Annotated in this window: 22 protein-coding genes; 10 read left to right on the top strand and 12 right to left on the bottom strand. The window is 62.2% G+C overall.

From position 1 onward, the window contains the following. Nucleotides 1-3 precede the first annotated feature (3 nt). Both ABWI03_RS09275 and ppk2 read right to left on the bottom strand, forming a co-directional pair. On the bottom strand, nt 4-837 hold the full coding sequence (locus ABWI03_RS09275) for an alpha/beta hydrolase family protein (protein WP_298774014.1): 834 nt from the start codon (nt 835-837) through the stop codon (nt 4-6). 51 nt (nt 838-888) lie between these two features. After that, nucleotides 889-1803 (bottom strand): polyphosphate kinase 2, encoded by a 915-nt coding sequence (gene ppk2 / locus ABWI03_RS09270; RefSeq protein ID WP_024487730.1) that lies wholly within the window; start codon nt 1801-1803, stop codon nt 889-891. Between the two features lie 145 nt (nt 1804-1948). Between ppk2 and ABWI03_RS09265 the strand changes: the two genes are divergently transcribed. Beyond that, the gene (locus ABWI03_RS09265; protein WP_003941534.1) at nt 1949-2152 is read left to right on the top strand and encodes a PspC domain-containing protein; all 204 of its coding nucleotides are present in this window, start codon (nt 1949-1951) and stop codon (nt 2150-2152) included. 94 nt (nt 2153-2246) lie between these two features. Here ABWI03_RS09265 and ABWI03_RS09260 read toward each other — a convergent pair whose 3' ends face one another. From ABWI03_RS09260 to ABWI03_RS09235, 6 genes are all read right to left on the bottom strand, one after another. Then, on the bottom strand, nt 2247-2390 hold the full coding sequence (locus tag ABWI03_RS09260; RefSeq protein WP_003941503.1) for a hypothetical protein: 144 nt from the start codon (nt 2388-2390) through the stop codon (nt 2247-2249). Nucleotides 2391-2453: 63 nt separating this feature from the next. Continuing rightward, nucleotides 2454-2639 carry a hypothetical protein gene (locus tag ABWI03_RS09255; RefSeq protein WP_223304379.1) on the bottom strand — a complete coding sequence of 62 codons (186 nt, stop codon included), beginning with the start codon at nt 2637-2639 and terminating at the stop codon, nt 2454-2456. Nucleotides 2640-2851: 212 nt separating this feature from the next. After that, nucleotides 2852-4297, bottom strand: a complete 1446-nt coding sequence (locus ABWI03_RS09250) for a wax ester/triacylglycerol synthase domain-containing protein (RefSeq protein WP_298774006.1) — start codon at nt 4295-4297, stop codon at nt 2852-2854. Between the two features lie 136 nt (nt 4298-4433). Beyond that, entirely contained in the window at nt 4434-5894 is a 1461-nt protein-coding gene (locus ABWI03_RS09245) for a wax ester/triacylglycerol synthase domain-containing protein (protein ID WP_235171602.1), read from the bottom strand. 466 nt (nt 5895-6360) lie between these two features. Beyond that, entirely contained in the window at nt 6361-6555 is a 195-nt protein-coding gene (locus ABWI03_RS09240; protein WP_031331808.1) for a hypothetical protein, read from the bottom strand. Nucleotides 6556-6791: 236 nt separating this feature from the next. After that, nucleotides 6792-6935 (bottom strand): hypothetical protein, encoded by a 144-nt coding sequence (locus ABWI03_RS09235; RefSeq protein ID WP_153212751.1) that lies wholly within the window; start codon nt 6933-6935, stop codon nt 6792-6794. 564 nt (nt 6936-7499) lie between these two features. Here ABWI03_RS09235 and ABWI03_RS09230 point away from each other — a divergent pair. After that, complete coding sequence (locus ABWI03_RS09230; RefSeq protein ID WP_298774003.1) at nt 7500-8459, top strand: DUF559 domain-containing protein; 960 nt, start codon at nt 7500-7502, stop codon at nt 8457-8459. Nucleotides 8460-8478: 19 nt separating this feature from the next. Here the strand turns inward: ABWI03_RS09230 and groL are convergent, their stop codons facing one another. The 3 genes from groL to ABWI03_RS09215 all read right to left on the bottom strand — a co-directional run bounded on the left by groL (nt 8479) and on the right by ABWI03_RS09215 (nt 11802). Next, nucleotides 8479-10104, bottom strand: coding sequence for a chaperonin GroEL (gene groL, locus ABWI03_RS09225; RefSeq protein ID WP_003941476.1), 1626 nt, complete (start codon nt 10102-10104; stop codon nt 8479-8481). Nucleotides 10105-10377: 273 nt separating this feature from the next. Continuing rightward, nucleotides 10378-10935 (bottom strand): DUF6764 family protein, encoded by a 558-nt coding sequence (locus tag ABWI03_RS09220; protein ID WP_019744475.1) that lies wholly within the window; start codon nt 10933-10935, stop codon nt 10378-10380. Between the two features lie 81 nt (nt 10936-11016). Further along, nucleotides 11017-11802, bottom strand: a complete 786-nt coding sequence (locus tag ABWI03_RS09215; RefSeq protein ID WP_003941506.1) for an HAD-IIA family hydrolase — start codon at nt 11800-11802, stop codon at nt 11017-11019. An 82-nt stretch (nt 11803-11884) separates the two neighbouring features. Between ABWI03_RS09215 and ABWI03_RS09210 the strand changes: the two genes are divergently transcribed. Then, nucleotides 11885-13030: a PucR family transcriptional regulator gene (locus ABWI03_RS09210; protein ID WP_298773998.1), complete on the top strand. Its 1146-nt coding sequence runs from the start codon at nt 11885-11887 to the stop codon at nt 13028-13030. A gap of 156 nt (nt 13031-13186) precedes the next feature. Further along, nucleotides 13187-14440 carry an NAD(P)/FAD-dependent oxidoreductase gene (locus ABWI03_RS09205; protein WP_298773995.1) on the top strand — a complete coding sequence of 418 codons (1254 nt, stop codon included), beginning with the start codon at nt 13187-13189 and terminating at the stop codon, nt 14438-14440. Here ABWI03_RS09205 and ABWI03_RS09200 read toward each other — a convergent pair. Beyond that, a complete protein-coding gene (locus ABWI03_RS09200; RefSeq protein WP_042450435.1) occupies nt 14412-15803 on the bottom strand; it encodes an amino acid permease in 1392 nt (463 codons plus the stop codon). The genes ABWI03_RS09205 and ABWI03_RS09200 overlap by 29 nt on opposite strands. A 189-nt stretch (nt 15804-15992) precedes the next feature. Here ABWI03_RS09200 and ABWI03_RS09195 point away from each other — a divergent pair, with 189 nt between their 5' ends. The 6 genes from ABWI03_RS09195 to ABWI03_RS09170 all read left to right on the top strand — a co-directional run bounded on the left by ABWI03_RS09195 (nt 15993) and on the right by ABWI03_RS09170 (nt 21834). Continuing rightward, nucleotides 15993-16463, top strand: coding sequence for an SRPBCC family protein (locus tag ABWI03_RS09195; protein ID WP_003941500.1), 471 nt, complete (start codon nt 15993-15995; stop codon nt 16461-16463). Nucleotides 16464-16497: 34 nt separating this feature from the next. Then, nucleotides 16498-16950: a hypothetical protein gene (locus tag ABWI03_RS09190; protein ID WP_298773980.1), complete on the top strand. Its 453-nt coding sequence runs from the start codon at nt 16498-16500 to the stop codon at nt 16948-16950. Next, nucleotides 16940-17959: a DNA polymerase III subunit beta family protein gene (locus tag ABWI03_RS09185; RefSeq protein WP_298773978.1), complete on the top strand. Its 1020-nt coding sequence runs from the start codon at nt 16940-16942 to the stop codon at nt 17957-17959. Before ABWI03_RS09190 ends, ABWI03_RS09185 begins: the two co-directional genes overlap by 11 nt. A gap of 72 nt (nt 17960-18031) precedes the next feature. Continuing rightward, nucleotides 18032-18745, top strand: coding sequence for a phosphatidylserine decarboxylase (locus ABWI03_RS09180; RefSeq protein ID WP_003941540.1), 714 nt, complete (start codon nt 18032-18034; stop codon nt 18743-18745). Between the two features lie 59 nt (nt 18746-18804). After that, on the top strand, nt 18805-19635 hold the full coding sequence (locus ABWI03_RS09175; protein WP_029254795.1) for a CDP-alcohol phosphatidyltransferase family protein: 831 nt from the start codon (nt 18805-18807) through the stop codon (nt 19633-19635). Between the two features lie 21 nt (nt 19636-19656). Beyond that, nucleotides 19657-21834: an AAA family ATPase gene (locus ABWI03_RS09170; RefSeq protein ID WP_298773974.1), complete on the top strand. Its 2178-nt coding sequence runs from the start codon at nt 19657-19659 to the stop codon at nt 21832-21834. The last annotated feature ends 9 nt before the right edge of the window (nt 21835-21843 follow it).

Raw genomic sequence — 21843 nt, 5'->3', positions numbered from 1 at the left:
CTCTCAGCGGTCGCGCAACCACGCGACGACGCGCTCGCTCACAGCGGTGGGATTGCGTATCCAACCGTTGTGACCGAGTGGTTCGTCGATGTGCGTCATCGTCACTTGGGTCCCGGAGAGCTTGTCCACCAGGTTCTTTGCGGACCGGCGCGGAGCGAGATCGTCCCCTTCGATCGTGATCGACAGGACCGGCAAGGTCAGGCGAGCGATCCGCTCCTCGTAGTCGATATCCGCACCGACGGGTTCCATGCGACCGGTCCTGGCGAACCGGGCCCAATCGGTGATCAGTACCTTCGACTGTCGACCGAAGCCGCCGACGTTGACCCGGTCTCCCGGCCAGAAGCCGGCGATGTTGGCTGTCACCGACATCGCGGACGAACCCAGATAGAGTCCGGGCGCACGGATTCCGGGGAATCCGCGGTGATACGGCGATCCGGAGGCAACCAGGATCAGTCCGCCGAGCCGGCCCCGAATCCTGGACGCGTACATGACCCCGATCTGGCCGCCCATGCTGTGCCCCATCAGAAATGGTGTGCTGGCCGGAAACCGTTCACGCACCACCTCGAACGTCGCCGGACAATCGATCGAGACCAGTTCCTGATATCCGAAAACACTCGACGCGCTCGGGCGCGGTTTGCTGTCACCTTGGCCGCGCAGTTCACCGATGGCCGCATTGAAGCCGGCGTCGACCAGGGCCTGCGCCACCGGATCGTAGAACCCGGCGGGAACTCCGAGCCCGGGCAACATCACCACCACGGGTGCGTCGTCATTCGGTCCGGGAAACAGACGGATCGGGGTCACGGTGCCGTCGGGGAGTTGGATCGGTACGGTCTCCATTCAACTCACACTAACCACCCACGCCGCGGATGGGCAGAGCACACGCGCCGACTATTCGAGGCTTCCCACGATCAGCGGATCCGGAGTACCCACGATCTCGTAATCCTTGTTGTCGTAATCGAACTGACTGAGCACGTGACGCATCGCGTTTATCCGCGCGCGCTTCTTGTCATTGCTCTTGATGACGGTCCACGGAGCGGTGTCGGTATCGGTGAACCGGATCATCTCTTCCTTCGCCGCCGTGTACGCATCCCACTTGTCCAGAGAAGCGATGTCCATCGGCGAAAGCTTCCACTGCCGAACGGGATCGACCTGTCTGATCGCGAACCGCGTGCGCTGCTCCAGCGGGGAAACCGAGAACCAGAACTTGATCAAGCTGATGCCGTCGTCGACGAGCATCTGCTCGAACAACGGCACCTGGCGCAGAAAACGCTCGTGCTCCTCGTCGGTGCAGAAGCCCATGACCCGCTCGACCCCGGCCCGGTTGTACCAAGATCGATCGAACATCACCAGTTCCCCGGCAGCCGGAAGGTGCTGGACATATCGCTGGAAGTACCACTGCGTCGACTCGCGGGCCGACGGCTTCTCCAGCGCCACGACGCGAGCGCCTCGAGGATTGAGGTGCTCCATGAATCGTTTGATCGTTCCGCCCTTGCCGGCAGCGTCGCGTCCTTCGAACACGATGGCGTGCCGTGCGCCGGTTTCCTTCGACCAGTTCTGCAGCTTGAGGAGTTCGATCTGCAGCAGACGCTTGGACATTTCGTACTCGTCCCGAGGCATCCGTGCGTCGTACGGGTAGCCCTCCCGCCAAGTGTCGACCTCGAAACCGTCCGGCGACGTCAGCAGCACCGGATCGTCGTCGTCATTGTCGTCGACGGTGAAGGCGGCGGTGTCGGCCAGATCGACGGCGGTCGAGAGATCCGCGAAGGCGCTGAGGAACGGTCGGCGTTCTGCTAAATCGGTCACCGCCGACAAGTTAGTCTCCCGCAGCAACTGTTCGGTGAAGCTGGGATGAACTACCGGGGTATGACACGGCGGCCTCAAAAGATCAGGGTGCAGATGGGGGTCGTCCCCGATGGTGCGCGGCGCCATCTCGCTTCAGAATTGAAGCATGACATTCGAAAGCAACACACCTCGCCCCTTCACCCGTTCCAACGACAAGAAAATGTTCGCCGGAGTGTGCGGCGGAATTGCAGATTACTTCGGCGCCGACGTAAATCTTGTCCGTCTACTCGCGGTTATCGCCGCTATTTGCACGGGTGGAACCGCGGCTTTGGTATATCTCGCCGCCTGGATGCTCATGCCGTTAGGTTGAGAATTCCGGCAATTGACATGGCGAGAATTACGCGCCGACAAAAAGGTATTTCGGGGCCTACGCGCCAACACGAGCAGGCCCCGAAATCGACAATCTACTTGGCGGCCTTCAACTCTCCACCGCTGAGCGCAGCGAGGGCCTCGAGACCCTTGACGGCCAGGCCACTGACGCTGCCCAACCCCTGACCGATGATCGCACCGACTGAGCCGGCAGCGTCCATGACAGATCCTTCAAGCATGACGTTCTCCTTTAGATGTTCAGTGGTTCACTTGGGACGAGCAAATGACGCCGATCAGAAAACTCAGGGAACGACAGGCGGCGTAAAGCTGAGGGTGTCGAGAGATCCGAAGATTCCACCGGCGGTGTCAGCCAGTGAACCGAAGAGGTTTGCACCGACATTGTCCAAGCCCAGCAGCATTGTCAGCAAAGCCTGCATCGGTGCACCGTCCCCATTCGGACCACCGAGAATATCCATCAACGAACCCATGTTCAGCTCCTCGCGTAGGTGATTCTTTTTACCGTCGGTGACGATTATCGAACCAGTCCGGCGGTAGACACTCGACGTGTCGACAGTCACATTAATCCGCGAGATAACGACTCGATACCACTACGGACAATTACCTTAATTAGGACGAATTCGACAGAAATTTCCCGAACACAAATCGTCGATTCACCACAAGTTCCGACGCAAGTTACTCTTTATCGTTCGACTACCTCACGATTTTGGTCAGAAACTGCCTGCAGAAGCGTCGTGAACCCCACCCGCAACAGTTCGACATAGTGCTCGATATCCGGCATCGTCTCTCGCGAGACGATGACATTGAGCGTCAGAGAACCTCCACGCGCGGCAATGAGGAAGTGGCGCAGAATGTCTCCGTCGACCGGCGCCTGCCCGCCGAGAACTGCCACCGCCGGCGTACCTTCGAAAACATTGCCGTCGACCGATACCGGGACATTGCTGATCGTCGTGTTCTGAATGACCTTGTGCGAAGGGTCCAGCTTGTTGAGCCGACGCGAGAGACCGGTGAGTCTGAGCAGAGCCGCAGGCGAGGTTTCGATGCGTGTGCCGTAACGACGGACGGCTGGGTGCGAACTCCGCCCCTTTGCCATCAGCGCCGAATCCCTGATCAGTGTCAGCCGCTCGACCGGATCTTCGACGTCCGTGTGCAGATCGACCGTCAACAGCGCCAGTTGGTTGGCCGATTCCCATTCGGCTATCTGCCGCATCGATCGGGGAACCATCGCCGCCAACCCACTGGCCGACTTCTCGCCCTTTTCCGACAGGTATGCGTCGAGAGCACCGGCGACCACGGTCAGGAAGATGTCGTTGACCGTCACGTCCGGAACGGCCGCTCGGATCGCTTTGATGTCTGCGCCGTCCAGCGTCAGGAAATCGATCGTGATGTCTCCGCCCAACACGCCGTTGAATCGGGTCGGTAGGCGGTCGGCCGAGTACGTAGGCAGCTCTCCGGCCTCTTCCGCCTCCCGAACCGTCTCGGCCGCAACCTTTGTCACGGACAGACCCCGGCCGAAACGGATCGCCTGGCCGGGCAGACCCACGACCGTGCGCCCGATCAAATCCAGCGACGAAAGCCCCGAACCGGCACGCTTCGTCTCCGGTTTCGGCGGACCGGAGAACAGAAGGTTGGTCAGATCGCGGATCGCCAGACCGTCACCGGCCCCGTGGTGGGTCTTGAGCATGATCAGCGTCAGATTGCCCGGCAGCTCGTCGATCCCGTGCACGCCGGTCATGACGTGCAACTCCCAAGGCGGCCGGGACAGGTCCATCGGCTCCCCGAGCGAGCGCCCGAGCAATTCACGAACCGGCGCCCACCCGGCAACAGGGGCACGATGGACGTGCACGTGATCATCGACGTCGAAATCGGCCGGGACCCAATAGGGATAGTCCAGATCCAGCGGAACTCGCTGGAGTCGACTCGTGAACAGTGGCCAGTACCCGAATCTTTCGGTGATCCACCGAACCGCGTCGTCGTGCGTCATCTCTGCGAGCGGATGGCCTGTCGTGTCGAAGAAGTAGGCGCAGACCATGTGGCTCAGATGTCCGCCGGACTCGTTGTAGACGAACTCCGCGTCTCGCGGTCCCATCTGAGATACCGCGGCTGGCAACGAGTTCCGAAAGATCATGCATGCCCCTCAATTCCGACGCTGAACGAATGTCCGAATTGTAGCGAGCTGACATGCAGATCCTCGGGGTTCTGCCCGGAATCGTTGGGTATCACCGGATCCAGCAATCGGAAAAGGTGCCTGCGATTCCGATCGATCAGGAGGCAACCTCTTGGTCAGGTGAATCCGCAGTCTGCATCGCGGCTGCCGCCGCCAAATCATCGAAACTTGCTCGCAGTAGTTCGATGTAATGGTGGAGATCGGGCATGGTCGCGGTATCCGCGATGACGTTGAGGGTCAGTCCCCCACCTGCTGCGGCGACCATGAAATGCCGCAGCCCATCCCCGTCGATGGGCGCTTGCACTGCAAGCACAGCCGCGCCCGGAGCGCCGGCAAGCGTCAACCCTTCGACCGAGAGTGGAATGTTACTCACCATCGTGTGCTGGTAACGCGGTCGATCGAGGCTGTGATCGTTCTGCTTGCGCGCATACGCCATCAATCTCATCAAAGGCGCCGGCGTGGTCTCGACTGCGGCCCCGGCACGCCTGACCGCGGGATGGGACGTACGCGCCTTCTCCGACCGTGCCGAACTCGAAATGAGCGCCAACCTCTCCAACGGGGACTTGACCTGGGTGTGCATATCCACCAGCAGAGCCACCAACTGATTCGCCGATTCCCACGCTTCGACCTTGCGTACCGAGCGAGGAACCATCGCAATCAAAGAACCGCTTGGCGTTTCATCTTTTTCCGTGAGGTAACGCGTCAGAGCGCCTCCGACAACGGCGAGTAGAACGTCGTTGACAGTGGCACCAGGCACCGAATCCTTGATCTCACGGACCTGCTCCCCGGACATTGTCATCGGTTCCAGTGAGGCAGCTCCACTCACCTTGCCGTTGAATCGAATTGCAGGCCTCTCGTTGAGGCTCTCCACCCATTCTCCGGCCTTCTTCGCAGCGTCAGCATCTCGCTGAGCGCGTCGGTTGCCTGGTACCTGCCTTGCGAAGCGATATATTCGGCCGGGAAACCCCAGTAGCGACTTGGTGAATATCCTCGCTCGCACAAACGGCACAGACGGTTCGGACCCAGCCTGCTGCACCTTGCCCGAAAAGATAGTTTCGCCCAACGTCCTGATGGCGATACCGTCAGCTGCACTGTGGTGAGACTTGAGCACCACCGCCGTCAGTCGGCCCGGCAATTCTTCAAGTCCCTCCAAACCTACGAAGAAGTGCAGTTCCCACGGCGGACGGCGCAGGTCCATCTTGGTGGTCAACAACGCGCTCAACGGCTTTTGCAGTGCTGCCCATCCTGTGTCACTGATCTTGTTGACGTACACGTGCTTTCGGACGTCGAAGTCAGGGTCCGTCACCCAGTAGGGATGGTCCAGTCCCAACGGAGTCCGTTGGACTCGTTGAGTGAACATACGATCACATCCAAGGCGTGCGGTAACCCAGTCCACTGCCTGTTCTGCCGTGAATTCCGCGCTTGGGTGCAACGATGTCTCGAAGAAGTACACAGCGATCAAATGATTCAGGTGACCAGCGCCCTCGTGATAGATGAATTCGGCATCGCGTGGGTTCAGCTGCGCCATCCTTGCGCCTGACGTATTGGACGCGCCCATTGAACTCCTTGTATCGCGGCTGGTTGCCCGCACATTCGCCTGAGTGCAAAGCTTGTGACTATAAATCCGGTGATTGCAAAACCAATGGTCCCCGAAGCCACAAGGCTACGGGGACCAAAGTTTCAAGCAAGTGGAGGTTGTGCAGGTTCGCCTGACTGCTCCGCTACGATGATGTCCTCGACAACCGAACAATATGGTGCAGTCGCTGGAGTGATCACGGCTTCTGTGGAGGATCCTTGATGATCTTGCTTCCAGTGGAAGTGAGACCAAGCATGTTCGATACCCACGTGATCATTCCGGTTATATAGGTTTGCAGCATGACCGATTCCGTTCTTCTATGGCGTGGGGGAAGACGACAGCGCGTTGAAATACTTTACAAACGTGCCCACGAGATCGACCGATCCGAAATCGACGATCTTGGACAGGTAGTCCAGGAAGAGATCGAACATCTTTTCTCCTTCTCCTTCTACAGGCCGGCTACGGAGCCGAGGACCGATTGGACGCTGCCCGCCGCAGCTTCACCGAGCGCACCGCCCATGTTGAGGCTTCCGGTGATCGACACGAAGATTCCGTCAACGACCTTGACCAAGTAGAACAGTGGATCCACGAGGGATCCGACGTCAACGCTTGCGAGCGCACCTATCAAACTAGCTGTGTCCACCGTATTTCACACTCCTTGAGATTGATTTCGTTCACTGGGTAAAGCAATTCACTTCTCAGTCGACGTTCGGGAGCCACCCGAAGTCAACCGAGGCGATAAACGGGGTAAACAAAGCCATCCCGAGAATGTTTTTGATCAACCCCCCGGCCTCGCCCTCGAGAACATCCGCAATCGATCCCAGATCCATCATTCGCTCCTGTCATCAATAACATTGGAAGAAGAACTTGCAGGTTCCGTCAACTGAGGTCGATTGCCGAAACCAACGATCCGGTGACCCCGTCGATTCCCGGCATGAGCGAACCGGACCAGACGTTACCCAGCAGGTCGGTGAACAATGCCGCCGTTGTCTGCAGGAACATGACGATCATATTGAATCCCACGCTTTCGATTGGCCGCGAATACTCACGGAACATTTACATTGGAATGCTTGATGCAGCCCACAAAGAACCGGTCCAAGCAGCAATTAAAGAATCCCAGTCGAACTATGAAACCGAGACCCTCCGGGGTGGGTGCCCACTTTCCGCGGCTGTGACTGACATCAAGGTAGTCCAATAGGATCCGGTTTGGGTGCCTTTTGCCCAAGAATTTCAGATGGATCTGAAACCTGTTCCATATTCGCAGGTCTAGCGTCCAAGACGCCTGAAAATCGTTCAAAATGGAATAGCAACCGGAATGCACGTCGTCCGAAAGGCTTAGTACTTGAGGGTATTCAGAACAGAATTATCCACCAAAAGAACTAGCGGTATCCGCACTTCACAGGTTAGCGGACGCGAACAATCGGGACGGAAATATCAAACACCCTTCAACGTTCGGATAGATGAAGCTTCTCGTTCCCCACCTTCTCGATACACGCGTTACGCCGTGAGGTTGTCCACACACACGCGGCCATCCACAAAGTGGCTTCTGAATCCGCGCCGTCAGGCGCTTGCCGCCACAGTGCATACGTGGAAGTTGTCACGAGAAACCAGTTGCTCCAGCAGGGCACTTCGAGCAGTTCGATCTCCCGTTCCACGCGATCAGGGCGACTCCATCGAATCCTGCCGTCGGTGTACTCCACCGAAGAACCTGGATACTTCGAGCGTTGCGTCGCGGTCACACTGTGGAAGCCCGAGGCCGTCCTCAGCCATACCAGCGCGGCCTGGCTGTGGGATCTCCTGCCGGAGGAACCACGCTTCGTCGAGGCCACCGTGGCTCCCAGCGTCCGAGCAGGCAGTCCGCAGTGGGTACGGCTTCACCGACGAACTGGAGTCTCGTCGGATGAGTGGATGGGTTTACCGATCGTGCCGATCGAGCAGTGCTTCATCGACGTCGCGACCACGTTGCCACGGCCCGAACTCGAGGCCTTCTTCGACGCGGCGGTATCGACCCGAGTGCCGTGGAAGTCGATAGCCCAACTGTGTGATGCGAGCCGCGGCAGGCACGGGATCCCCGCCGTACGCGAACAACTCCGCACCTGTTACCCGCTCACTCGTTCGGAACCGGAGCGAGCAGTCGCCCGTGCGCTGACTGCGCGCAACGTCCATCTGGAGATCAACGCTCGGGTCGGACCCTACTTCGGCGACCTGGTCGACACGCGAGCCCGGGTGATCGTGGAGATCGACGGGCGCGAATTCCACACCGACCCCGCAACTTTCAACAACGATCGACGGCGTCAGAACGCACTCGTTCTCGACGGATGGATGGTGTTGCGTTACTCCGCCGCCACCGCGATGGCCCATCTCGACGCTGTGGCGGACGAAATCATCACAGTGGTCCGAAGACGCCGACACAACCGGGCGAAAACGCACACAGCATCGAGCGTGCAACGGGAAACCGCGATCGCGTCGCAGCAGTGGACAAAAATGCCCACATTCATCTCCAGACAAGCAAAAGCCCGGCCCACCGAATGGTGGGCCGGGCTCTAGGAGCTAGGTGGAGATGGACTCAGAAGTCCATGCCGCCCATGCCGCCGGTCGGATCGCCTGCAGGCGCTCCGGCCTTCTCGGGCTTGTCAGCGACAACGGCTTCGGTCGTCAGGAACAGAGCCGCGATGGACGCTGCGTTCTGCAGTGCCGAGCGGGTGACCTTGACCGGGTCGTTGATGCCTGCAGCGAGCAGGTCGCCGTACTCGTTGGTCGCAGCGTTGAGGCCGTGACCTGCGGGCAGGTTGGAGACCTTGTCCGCAACAACGCCGGGCTCGAGGCCTGCGTTGAATGCGATCTGCTTGAGCGGAGCGGACAGTGCAACGCGAACGATGTTCGCGCCGGTTGCCTCGTCACCTTCGAGCTTGAGGTCGTCCAGTGCGGGAGCTGCCTGGAGAAGTGCAACGCCACCACCGGCGACGATGCCCTCTTCGACGGCTGCCTTTGCGTTACGCACTGCATCTTCGATGCGGTGCTTGCGCTCCTTGAGCTCAACCTCGGTAGCAGCGCCGGCCTTGATGACTGCAACGCCGCCGGCCAGCTTGGCCAGACGTTCCTGCAGCTTCTCACGGTCGTAATCCGAGTCGCTGTTCTCGATCTCGGCGCGGATCTGGCTGACACGACCGGCGATTGCGTCGGCGTCGCCGGCACCCTCGACGATGGTGGTCTCGTCCTTGGTGATGACGACCTTGCGTGCCTGGCCGAGGAGCTCGAGGCCTGCGGTCTCCAAGGAGAGTCCGACCTCTTCGCTGATGACCTCGCCACCGGTGAGGATGGCGATGTCGGCGAGCTGAGCCTTACGACGGTCACCGAAGCCGGGAGCCTTGACGGCAACAGACTTGAAGGTGCCACGGATCTTGTTGACCACGAGGGTGGAGAGAGCTTCGCCCTCGACGTCCTCGGCGATGATCAGGAGCGGCTTGCCGGACTGGATGACCTTCTCCAGCAGGGGCAGCAGGTCCTTGACCGTGGAGATCTTGGAGCTGACGAGCAGGATGTACGCGTCTTCGAGGACGGCTTCCTGACGCTCTGCATCGGTGGCGAAGTACGCCGAGATGTAGCCCTTGTCGAAGCGCATGCCCTCGGTGAGCTCGAGCTGCAGGCCGAAGGTGTTGGACTCCTCGACCGTGATGACGCCTTCCTTGCCGACCTTGTCCATAGCCTCGGCGATGAGCTCACCGATGGACGGGTCGCCGGCGGAAATACCGGCGGTAGCAGCGATCTGCTCCTTGGTGTCGATCTCCTTGGCGGTCTCGAGCAGGCGAGCTGTGACAGCCTCGACAGCCTTCTCGATGCCGCGCTTGAGGCCGAGCGGGTTCGCGCCGGCTGCGACGTTGCGCAGGCCTTCACGGACCAGAGCCTGTGCGAGAACGGTAGCGGTGGTGGTGCCGTCGCCAGCGACGTCGTCAGTCTTCTTGGCGACCTCCTTGACGAGCTCGGCGCCGATCTTCTCGTACGGGTCGTCGAGTTCGATCTCCTTGGCGATGGAAACACCATCGTTGGTGATCGTGGGGGCGCCCCACTTCTTTTCGAGAACGACGTTGCGACCCTTGGGGCCCAACGTCACCTTGACAGCGTCGGCGAGGGCGTTGAGGCCTCGCTCGAGGCCACGACGTGCCTCTTCGTCGAACGCGATGATCTTTGCCATTGCGAAGTGATCCTCCGGATAGGGGGTGACACACAAGGTGACCGCTCGTCGGGTCACCTCATCGGCACAAGGCGACCGTTTGACCAGTCACCTCATTACACGGGCGACCGATTTGCCTGGTCACCCATCTACGCCTGTGGTCTAGTCAGTGCCCGCGACGGACGACCGGGGGTGTCTATGGTTCCCGGTCTCACTGCCTCGACCTGGCACTCACGGTTCGCGAGTGCCAACTGCATTTTTAGCACTCGAGCGTGCCGAGTGCAAGGTTGAGCCTCAGCCCGCGATGCAGAACTGTCCGTTACTCAAATTGACCGCAAACGAGAGCACTCCGACGCAGTCGACGCCGTTGGCATCGGCCGTAGCGCCCGCTCCGTAACCGGCGATGGCGAAGGTGACGTTGCCGTCAGCCGCCCCGGCCCGCGCGATACCGCCGCCGAGCGCAAATGCCTGCGCCTGACCGTTACCGCGAGAAGCCCCCAGCGCGGTTCCGAAGCCGTTTGCATATGAATTGGAGTAGCCGTTGTCGGCGGCAACGCTCACAGCGGTACCGCTCTCGGCAGCACCGGCCTGCGAACGGCCGGCTCCGACGGACTGCGCGCCGCAGCTCGCGGTCTCGGAGACCTGGATGTCATTGGCCGACGGCGGCGAGACACACGTGACGGGGGCTGCCGAAGCAGCTCCCGCACCGGTCAGCGCCAGCCCGGCGGCGAGCCCCATACCTACAGTCATCACAGCCCCTGTTCTCGCCAGGCGGCCCCCCAACCGACTACTGGAAATTCCGCTGACTCGAGAGGATGAGCGACGGAACCAGACTGACGAGATCAAGGGCATAGAAAACTCCTTCGTGGAACAAGTTCATTGGATTCGGGCGCGAGAGTACCCGCTCGAGTGAAGTCCGTCACCCCCGCCTGGTCAAGCCTCGAGGACGACCCCGAGAAGGGCCGGAAGATCCGCGACCGAATCGATGACATGATCAGGCTTCTGAACCGAGAGGTCGAGCACTGTTTGCCGAAACTTGCCTGTGCGCACCAGAACTCCGGTCAAGCCGACTCGTTGGGAGGAAAGGACGTCCCCGATCAGATCGTCGCCGACCATCACCGTCGCCTCCGGTTCGACATGCATCAGCTCCGTGGCTGTCAGGAACCCCGTGAGAGACGGTTTACCCACTGCGGCGATATTTACACCTGCCACTTCCTCGAAGCCCGGCAAGTACGTTCCTGTATCGATCCGAAGGCCGTCTACGGTCTCCCACATCATGCCGCGGTGCATCGCGACGACGGGCACACCGGCGAGCAGAAGTTCGAGCACTCGGCTCAGCGCCTCGTGGGTGAACTCCGGGCCGGCGCCGCCGAGAATCACGACCTCCGGATCGGCGTCGTCGAATTCGATTCCCTCGAGATCGGCAGACACGTCACCGTGATTGAGGACCCACGCCCGCGCGTCCGGGTACGTCGCCCGCACGTACTCCCCCGTGAGCCTGGCGGCGGTCACTATCTGGCTCGCCTCGACCTCGATACCCGCATCGCACAATCCCTGCGCGATGAGCGTCGAACTGCGCGAGGTTGTGTTGGTCAGAAACCCACAGGCCAATCCGCGCCGCCGAACTTCGCGTACTGCTTCCCCTGCTCCCTCGATCGGCTGCCAGGACGTGAGCAGGACTCCGTCGATATCGAACAGAACACCTTCGATGTCGGCCATTGCACCAGCCTATATTCGCCATCGAGGTCCTGCCGAGGCGTCGTAACCCGAAATCCGTCGATCGCTCAGTAGGCTCCCACCCATGGACCTGCGCGACGACGACCTCTTCTCCGTTGCCGGTTCTCTGGCCGAATTGCTCGGCGCTCCCGTCACGATCGAGGACGAGAACTCGACTGTCCTCGCGTACTCCGGCGGCGAGCAGGCCGTGGACGAAGCTCGCATCGGCACGATCCTCGGCCGGCAAGTACCCAGTCGATTCCGCCAATTACTCTCCGATGCAGGAGTATTCGATCGCCTCCACCGAGAGAGCGACCCAATCTACGTCGACCTCGAAGACCCTGCGATCACGCCGCGACTGGTCATCGCAGTTCGCGAGAACGATCACCCCGTCGGCTCGATCTGGGTCGCACTCGCCGGAACACCGACGGCCACACAGGAATCGATACTTCGATCCGCGGTATCCGTCGTGGCCGAGAGAATCGCCTCGGAGCGTGACCGGGTCGACAGCACACGCCGTCGCCAATCCCAGCGCGTCCAAGCTCTGATCGGCGGTGGCGAACCCGCATTCCGCGCCGCAGACGACTTGCGGTTGGCAGGCCCGCTCACCGTCGTCGCCGTCGGAACAGTAGCGGGACCACTGCCGGCGGGGTTGGTCGCCTCTTTGAGCTTGTACCTCGACACTCTGGCCGTCGACGCCGTTGCCGCTCAACTGTCCGAGACCATCTACCTTGTCATCGCGACCGACGAGACCAACGCTCGCCGATTGTCCGCCGACTTCCTCACCCGCGCCCGTGGCCGCGAATTCCTGGCAGTGGCCGTCGGTCGGACAGTGAAGTCTGCAAGCGAATCACATCTTTCACGCTCGGACGCCGACCATGTTCTCGGAGCGCTTCGTCATGGCCGGTCCGGCGGAACCGTCGCGGGAATGAGGGACACGTTGGCCTCCGTTCTCGCCCTGCACGTCGCCGACATCATCGACGGACTCGGCGACTCCACACCACTCGGAAGCCTCGAACGCCACGACTCTCAGCACGGCAGCGATCTGGTCGCGACGGCAAAGGCCTTTCTCGAGCACGGCGGTGACGTGGCGAATTCTTCTGCCGCACTGCATGTTCACCCCAACACGCTCCGCAACCGCCTGCGTCGAGGCAAGGAGATGTGCGGCGTCGACCTGACCGACGCCGACACCCGCTTGATTCTGATGCTGCAGTTCAAACTCGGTCGCTGAGCAGGCGCGGCGGTGCGTTGTGCGAATCCACAACGAGGTAGCTCCGACGATGGCCGAACGGCCAGTCCTTTTGCCGCCCCCGCGATTCATGCTTGAGAGAAGAGCCGGATGTGACCGGCGTCTCGGTTCGAGCAGAGTCTGTAGAAGGAGTGCGTCATGGGAACTCGTCAGAGCCCCGATCGTGTGGTCGTGGTCGGTGCGGGTGTTGTCGGATTGTCGACGGCCTGGTTCTTGCAGGAACGTGGAGTCGAGGTCACCGTCGTCGATCGCGACGGCGTCGCAGCCGACGCGAGCTGGGGCAACGCCGGTTGGCTTGCCCCCGCATTGACGCTTCCGCTGCCCGAACCCGCAGTGCTCCAATACGGCTTGCGCGCGATGCTCAGCCCGTCGTCCCCGGTGTACGTGCCACTCACCACCGATCTGAAGCTGATTCGGTTCCTGGTCGGGTTCGCGCGCCACTGCACGCCGTCGAAGTGGCAGGAAGCGATGTCGGTCTACACCGAGGTCAACCGAACAGCCTTGGGCGCGTACGACGAACTCGCCGACGGTGGCGTCCGAGAGCTGACCCGCCTGGCCGATCCTTTCCTAGCCGCGTTTGCGTCCGAGAAGGACCGACAGACTTTGGTGGACGAGTTCCATCACGTCGAGGCCGCGGGCGGAGAAGTCGACTTCGACCTCCTCGACTACGACGCGATTCACTCGCTCGAGCCTTCACTCGGTCAGGGTGTGAATGCCGGTTTGCGCCTGCGCAATCAGCGTTTCATCGATCCCCCGTTGTTCGTGAACTCGTTGGCGGACGCGGTTCGTGAACGTGGTGGAGAAATCGTCAGCGGTTTCGACGTCACGCAGATCGACGATCGGGTCGGCGGAGTCAGTGTTCGCAGTGCACACGGTGATTCACGCGACGGTGACGCCGTGGTCATCTCGAGCGGTGCCCGCTTGAACAAGCTCGCAGCACCGTTCGGTGTGCGCAAACTGGTGCAGGCCGGACGCGGATACAGCTTCAGTGTCAAGCCCGAGCACCTCCCCAAGAACCCCGTGTATTTCCCCACCCAGCGCGTCGCATGCACTCCGTTGCACGATCGCTTCCGAGTGGCCGGAATGATGGAATTCCGCAGCCCTGACGCGCCGCTGGATCCGCGCCGCGTGCAGGCGATCATCGATGCGGCCAAGCCGATGCTCAGCGGCATCGACTGGACTGCGCGGGAAGAGGAATGGGTGGGATCACGGCCGTGCACTACCGACGGCTTGCCGTTGATCGGAGCCACGCGCTCGCCGCGCGTGCACGTCGCCGGTGGTCACGGGATGTGGGGAATCGCCCTGGGTCCGTTGACCGGAAAGATGGTGGCCGACTCGATGACCGGCGCTCAGACGCCGACCGTCATGCGCCACTTCGATCCGCTGCGCTGACAGCCGGTTTCACCCACTTGTAGTACGCGCCCGTCAGCAGAACCAGCCATCCGGCACCGACGAGCAAGGCAACTCGGGTATCGGCGATGACGCCGAGCAACACGATGACAAAAGCCAGGAACACGATCGCGAAGATCTGACCGTACGGCCACAGCGGCACTGGAAACTTCAGTGCCGCTGTTTCGTCTGCACTCATCTGAGCGCGGGAACGGAACTGCGAGAGCAGGATCATGATCCAGACGAAAATGGTGGCGAAGGTCGCCAGCGAGGCGATGACGAGGAACACCTGGTCCGGGATCAGGTAGTTGAGCACTACTCCCACCAACAGGGCAACGGTCATGATGACAACGGTCATCCACGGAACACCGTTGGCGGAGACTCTCTTCATCACCTGCGGGGCCTGGCCGGCATGCGACATTCCGAACATCATGCGACCCGCACCGAAAACGTCGCTGTTGATGGCCGACAGGGCTGCGGTGATGACAACGATGTTGAGGATCGAAGCGGCCGTTCCCAATCCGAGGTTCTCGAAGATCTGGACGAACGGGCTGTTGTCGGAGTTGATGGTCTGCCACGGAATGATCGCCATGATGACGGCGAGGGTGCAGATGTAGAAGAGAATGATGCGCACCGGGACAGTGTTGACGGCTTTCCTGATGGTCTGCGCCGGATCCTCGGCTTCGCCCGCGGTGATACCGATGATCTCGGTGCCGCCGAACGCGAACATGACGATCGCGAAACACGCGACGAATCCGCCGAAGCCCGTCGCGAAGAACCCACCGTCCGACCAGAGGTGGCTGATTCCGGCATCGGTGTCGTGGACGCCGAATCCGAACACGATGATCGCGATGCCGCCGGCGATCATCGCGATGATTGCGGTGATCTTCACGAGCGTGAACCAGAATTCCAGTTCGCCGAAAACCTTGACGCTCAACAGGTTTATCGCGCCGATGAAGAAGACGACAGCCAGAACCCAGATCCATCTCGGTACGTCCGGGAACCAGAACTGCATGTACAGGCCGAAGGCGGTGACGTCGGCGAGGCACACGATCACCATCTCGAACGTGTACGTCCACCCGGTCATGAAACCGGCGAGTGGTCCGAGGTGCTTGTTCGCGTACTCGCTGAACGAACCGGAAACCGGGTTACGGACCGCCATCTCGCCGAGCGCTCGCAACACCAGGTAGACCGCGATACCGCCGATCAGGTAGGCCAGGAGCACCGACGGGCCGGCTCGTTTGATGGCCTCGGCGCTGCCGTAGAACAGTCCGGTTCCGATGGCTGATCCGAGGGCGATGAAGCGGATATGGCGCGCTGTCAGCCCTCGCTTGAGGCCATCCTGCGTCGCGGCGTCGCTGTTCACTTCTCGGTACTCCAGTCGGATGGATCGTCATACGTGCGCGAACCATTGTCCGCTACCACCGCGCGTGTTCCCGCACGACCCTGTTGGACGGCCGTACAGTGACCTGACACACATGGTCCATTGACGGATCGCTTACGATCGACAAAAGTGTTTGTAACTTTACGTAGCATCAACTCGACTGGAGAGACTGTGTCCAACACCCTCGAAGCAAGCATCGACATCGACGCATCACCGCAGGACGTGTGGGCAATCGTCGCCGACCTGCAGCGCATGGGCGAATGGAGCCCCCAGTGCAAGGTGATGAAGGTGATCGGCGGGACCGTGCGTGAGGGCGCCAAGACGATCAACGTCAACCGCAAGGGCCTGCTGGTCTGGCCGACGTCGTCGAAGGTCGTTCGCTTCGAGCCCAACAAGTCGGTGGCGTTCCGCATCGCGGAGAACCGCACGATCTGGTCCTACGAACTCGAGCCGACCGCTACCGGCACCAAAGTGACCGAGCGTCGCGAGGCTCCCACCGGAACGTCGAAGGTCTCGCAGTTCCTCGTCAAGACCGTCCTGGGCGGAAACGCCGACTTCGAGGTCGAGCTCGTCGAAGGCATGAATGCCACCTTGAAGCGTGTGAAGAGCGAGGCCGAGGCGGCTGCACGCACCTCTGCTTGACCCTCGACCTGGTCGAGGCATCAGGATCCGTTCCATGGATCCCGTGATGACACAGATAGCGCAGGCACAAGAATTGGCGAGCTCCGGCGATCGAGCCGGGGCTCGCTCTGCGTTCGAGAAGGTGTGGGAAGAGATCAGCGCCGCCCCCGATGCGCTCCACATCGTCGCCCTCGCGCACTACATGGCCGACGTTCAAGACGATCCGGCTCAGGAGCTCTGCTGGGACCTGCGCGCCCTCGACGCTGCCGATTCGTTGACCGACGCGCGAGCCCAGGAACACCACGCATCGCTGCAGGTCGCCGGTTTCTATCCGTCCCTGCACCTCAACCTGGCTGCCGACTACCGCAAACTCGGACGCGACACCGAGGCCGTCGAGCATCTGACGAAGGCCGAGGCGTCGGTCGGCACACTCGCCGACGACGGTTACGGCCGGATGATCAGGGGCGCCATCGAGCGACTGCGTGCAGAATTGATCCGTGACCACTAGTTCCGCCCTCCTGACGATCGGCGAGATGTCCAGGGCGTCGGCGCTCCCGATCAGCGCGCTGCGGTTCTACGACAAGGAAGGCGTGCTCGTCCCGCATTCCGTCGATCCGCACACCGGTTACCGCTGGTACACCGACGACCAGCTCCGCAACGCACGTGTGATCGCCGGTATGCGACGCGTCGGTGTTCCGATCCGCGACATGATGGCCGTCCTGACCGGGCCGGAACCCCATTCGTGCCTGGACGTCCATCTGCGCAACCTCGAGGACGGTCTCGCCGACGCCCGCGCCGAACTGGGGCGAATTCACCGGCTGATCGATTCGCTACCTGCCTCCGGCGGCGTGGACATCGACTCGTGGGATCTACGACGCGCACTCGACGCCGTGCTGTTCGCAGTGAACGAGGAATCGGAGTTCCCGATACTTCGCGGAGTCCACCTCGACATTCACGACGGCGTCGCTGCGTTTGTCACCACTGATCAGTTCCGGCTCGCGGTCGCCGAGGTGAAAGTTCACTCCGCTCTGACGGTGTCCGCTGTCGTTCCCGTGGCCTTCGCGCGATTGTTACGCGATGTCGCCGGCGTCGTGACGCTGACTTTCTCCGCGCGCACGGTGACTGCGTCGTATCCGGGAGGTGAGGTGTCCAGCCCGCTGATCGAGGACGGCGAGTTCCCCGATCACCGAATCCTGCGCGAGCACAACGACGCCGTCGAACTGAGCGGCGACCTACTTGCCGCCCTGCTCAACGGCACCGAGGACAGCGCCGTCGTCAGCGTCGGCGAAGACGGTGGTGCACGGGTGAATCCGGGCGGAATGGATCCCCGTGAACAGTTCCGAGTACTGGTCGACCGACAGCGACTGCGCGACGCCGCCGCAGCCCAACCGGGGCGGCAACTGGTGATCCGAGTAAGCGGTGCGGCGCTACCGCTGGCGATACGCACCGGCGACTGTGTCGGGTACTACTCGTACTTGATGCCACTACAGCCCGTAGGAGAGAAGGCATTCACGTAATCTATGGATGCTCTACCACCCCGTACTGTCAGTGCGACCAGCAGAAGACCTACCGAGTAGTTAGAGGAGCCTGTGGCACGCCGACCCACACCCCCCGGAACCCCGCAACCCACCGGGATCGGACATATCGTCGATCTGGTTCGCCATGCGATTCCGCCACTTCATCCCGCCGGCCTGCCGTTCGTGCTGGCCCCGCTGGGAGTTGCAGCTCTGGGCCGCAACCGTAAGTGGGTGCGCCGAGCCGGTCTGACCACCGCCGCCGCATGCGCCACGTTCTTCCGTCACCCGCACCGGGTGCCGCCGAACCGCATCGGCGTCGTCGTCGCACCCGCCGACGGTGAAGTGGCGCTGGTCGACAACGCCGTTCCGCCGGCCGAGCTCAATCTCGGAAGCGAGCCGCGCCCGCGCGTCAGCATCTTCCTGTCGGTTCTCGACGTGCATGTCCAGCGCAGCCCTGTCGGTGGAACGGTCAAAGAGGTCGTTCACCAGGCAGGCAAGTTCCTCTCCGCAGATCTCGCCGACGCCAGCGAGGTCAACGAGCGCAACAGCATGCTCATCGAAACCGCCGACGGTCACGACGTGGCAGTTGTCCAGATCGCGGGACTGCTCGCGCGCCGCATCGTCTGCTACGCCGGTGTCGGTGACGTCCTGCCGATCGGCGACACGTACGGACTGATCCGTTTCGGCTCACGCGTCGACACGTATTTCCCCGCCGGAACCACACTCCTGGTCGAGCCGGGGCAACGCACGATCGGTGCTGAAACAGTTATCGCGCAACTGCCGTGAAGACGCCGAAGATGAAGTCAGCCGTGAAGAAGCCGGGAGCAGCCCAACCCGGCGCGAAGATGCCCAAGCGCACCCAGGCGGTGCGGTTGCTGCCGTCCGTCATCACCATCCTGGCGCTGTGCGCCGGGCTGTCCGCCGTCAAATTCGCTCTCGATGGACAACCCGGTACCTCGCTCGCGATGATCGGCGCCGCTGCCGTCCTCGATTCACTCGACGGCCGCATTGCGCGACTGCTCGACGCCACCAGCAAGATCGGCGCCGAACTCGACTCGCTGGCCGACTCCATCTCCTTCGGCGTCGCCCCGGCCCTGGTCCTGTACGTGACCTTGCTGGACGGCACCAGCATCGGCTGGATCATCGCGCTGATCTACGCGGTCAGCATCGTGTTGCGACTTGCACGTTTCAACACCCTGCTCGACGACGACGACGTCCCTGCGTACGCACGTGAGTACTTCGTCGGCGTTCCGGCTCCGGCCGGCGCACTCATCGCCCTCACTCCCCTGGCCGCGACGGCTCAGTGGGGTGACGGCTGGTGGTCTTCGCACTTCGTCGTCATCGTGTGGACGCTCTTCTCGGCTGCACTGATCGTCAGCCGCATCCCGACGCTGGCGATGAAGTCGGTATCCGTGCCGCCGCACATGGCGGCCGGCCTGCTCGTACTGGTGACGTTGGCTGCGGCCGCACTCATCACCTACCCGTACATCCTGCTGATCGTTCTCATCGCGATCTACCTGGTGCACATCCCGTTTGCCGTGCATTCCAAGCGGTGGGTGGCAGCACGTCCCGAAACCTGGGACATCAAACCTTCCGAACGCCGCGCGATCCGACGCCAACCCAACGTCGGTGGCCGCCGCTCGGCCGCTCGTCTCGGATTGCGGCGACCCCGCTAGTCCACGACGTACTCTCGAGAGGTGACTTCGCCGGAACTCGCCCTCACCGTTCGACTCAACACCTCTGCCGCCGACCTACGCCGCGGGGTCGTGCGCTTGCACCCCGAAGCGTTGGCGGCGTTGGGCATCCGCGAATGGGATGCCATCGCACTCATGGGAGCCCGCGGCACCGCGACCGTCGCGGGCCGTGCGCCCACCAGAACCCCGGCAGGCACGATCCTTCTCGACGACGTCACCATGTCGAACGTCGGCTTGACCGAGAACTCTTCCGTCGTGGTCGGTCCGGTGACGGTGTACGGAGCGCGATCCGTCTCCGTCACCGGCTCGTCCATGGCGACAAATTCGATCAGCTCGACGGTTCTGCGACAAGCCCTTCTGGGCAAGGTCGTCAGCGTCGGCGACACGGTCTCGCTCCTCCCCCGCGATCTCGGCCCGGGTACAAGTACTTCCGAAGCCACCCAAGCACTTTCCCGCACCTTCGGCGTCGCGTGGACATCCGAACTGCTCACCGTAACGGCCGTCGAACCTGCCGGTGGTCCGGTCAGCGTCCAGCCGAATTCGGCGGTCAACTGGGGTTCCGGTTCAGCGGGTGCGCTGACACCGAGTGCGCTTGTCTCCAGTCCCGCGACAGTCGCGATCGAACCCGCGCCATCGGTCCCGCTGGATCACCTCGTCGGCGCGCAGGCGCAGGCGGCCAAGCTGACCGAGTGGCTCGGCCTGGCACTCGACGAACCAGAACTGCTCCGTACGCTCGGCGCCTCCCCGCACCTCGGCGTCCTCATCACGGGCCCCGCCGGCGTGGGCAAAGCCACGTTGGCCCGCTCGGTCCTGTCCTCGCGCAAACTGGTCGAACTCGACGGCCCGGGAGTCGGTGCCACCGAGGCGAATACCCGCCTGCAGCGAATCGTCGACGCCGTTGCTGCCGTGCGCGGCGGTGGTGTACTGCTGATCAGTGACATCGACGCTCTGCTTCCGGCCACCGCAGAACCGGTGTCCGCACTGATCCTCGAACAACTGCGCAGCGCCGTCGCCACCCCGGGCGTGGCATTCATCGCGACCTCCGCCCATCCGGAGACCGTCGACGCGCGCCTTCGCGGCCAGGATCTCTGCGACCGGGAACTCGCACTTACCCTGCCGGACGGCGCAACTCGCAAGGCGTTGCTCGAACTCCTGCTCCGCCGCGTGCCCACCGGAACTCTCGAACTCGACGCCATCGCCTCGCGCGCACCCGGATTCGTGGTCGCCGACCTCGCGGCGCTCTGCCGTGAAGCTGCATTGCGGGCGGCGACGCGGGCCTCCAAATCCGGTGATTCTCCGGAGATCACGCAGGAAGATCTTGTCGGTGCCCTCGAAGTGATTCGGCCACTGTCTCGTTCGAGCACCGAAGAACTGTCGATCGGCAGCGTCACCCTCGACGACGTCGGCGACATGGTCGAAACCAAACAGGCGCTCACCGAAGCAGTTCTGTGGCCGCTGCAGCACCCCGACTCCTTCGCACGCCTCGGTGTCGACCCGCCTCGCGGTGTGCTCCTCTACGGCCCTCCCGGCTGCGGCAAGACGTATCTCGTTCGCGCCCTTGCCAGCTCGGGCCACCTCAGCGTTCATGCCGTGAAAGGTGCGGAGCTGATGGACAAGTGGGTCGGCGCCTCCGAAAAGGCCGTACGCGAGTTGTTCCAGCGCGCACGCGATTCGGCGCCCTCGTTGATCTTCCTCGACGAAATCGACGCGCTTGCCCCGCGTCGTGGTCAAAGCTCCGACTCCGGGGTGTCGGATCGCGTCGTGGCCGCGTTGCTGACCGAACTCGACGGCGTCGAGCCGCTACGCGACGTCGTGGTGTTGGGCGCCACCAACCGACCGGATCTGATCGACCCAGCCCTTCTGCGGCCCGGCAGACTCGAACGACTCGTATTCGTACCGCCGCCGGATGCGGAGGCTCGCAAAGCGATTCTGCGTGCTTCCGGCAAGTCGGTACCGCTGGCCGAAGATGTCGATTTGGACATTCTGGCCGTCGATCTCGAGGGATACTCGGCAGCAGACTGCTCGGCTCTCCTGCGTGAGGCTGCACTCGCCGCCATGCGTCGGAGCATGGACGCGGCCGACGTGACGGCCGCGGACGTGGCAACCGCCCGTGAGAAGGTACGTCCCTCACTCGATCCCGAGCAGGTGGCACACCTACAGGCGTACGCGGACAACCGATAAGGACTGACC

It is taken from the genome of Rhodococcus baikonurensis, assembly GCF_040489275.1.
In the GTDB taxonomy this organism is placed as follows: Bacteria; Actinomycetota; Actinomycetes; order Mycobacteriales; family Mycobacteriaceae; genus Rhodococcus_F; species Rhodococcus_F baikonurensis.
Note: the sequence above shows the minus strand (reverse complement) of the source record. Positions and strands in the feature narration are given on the sequence as shown.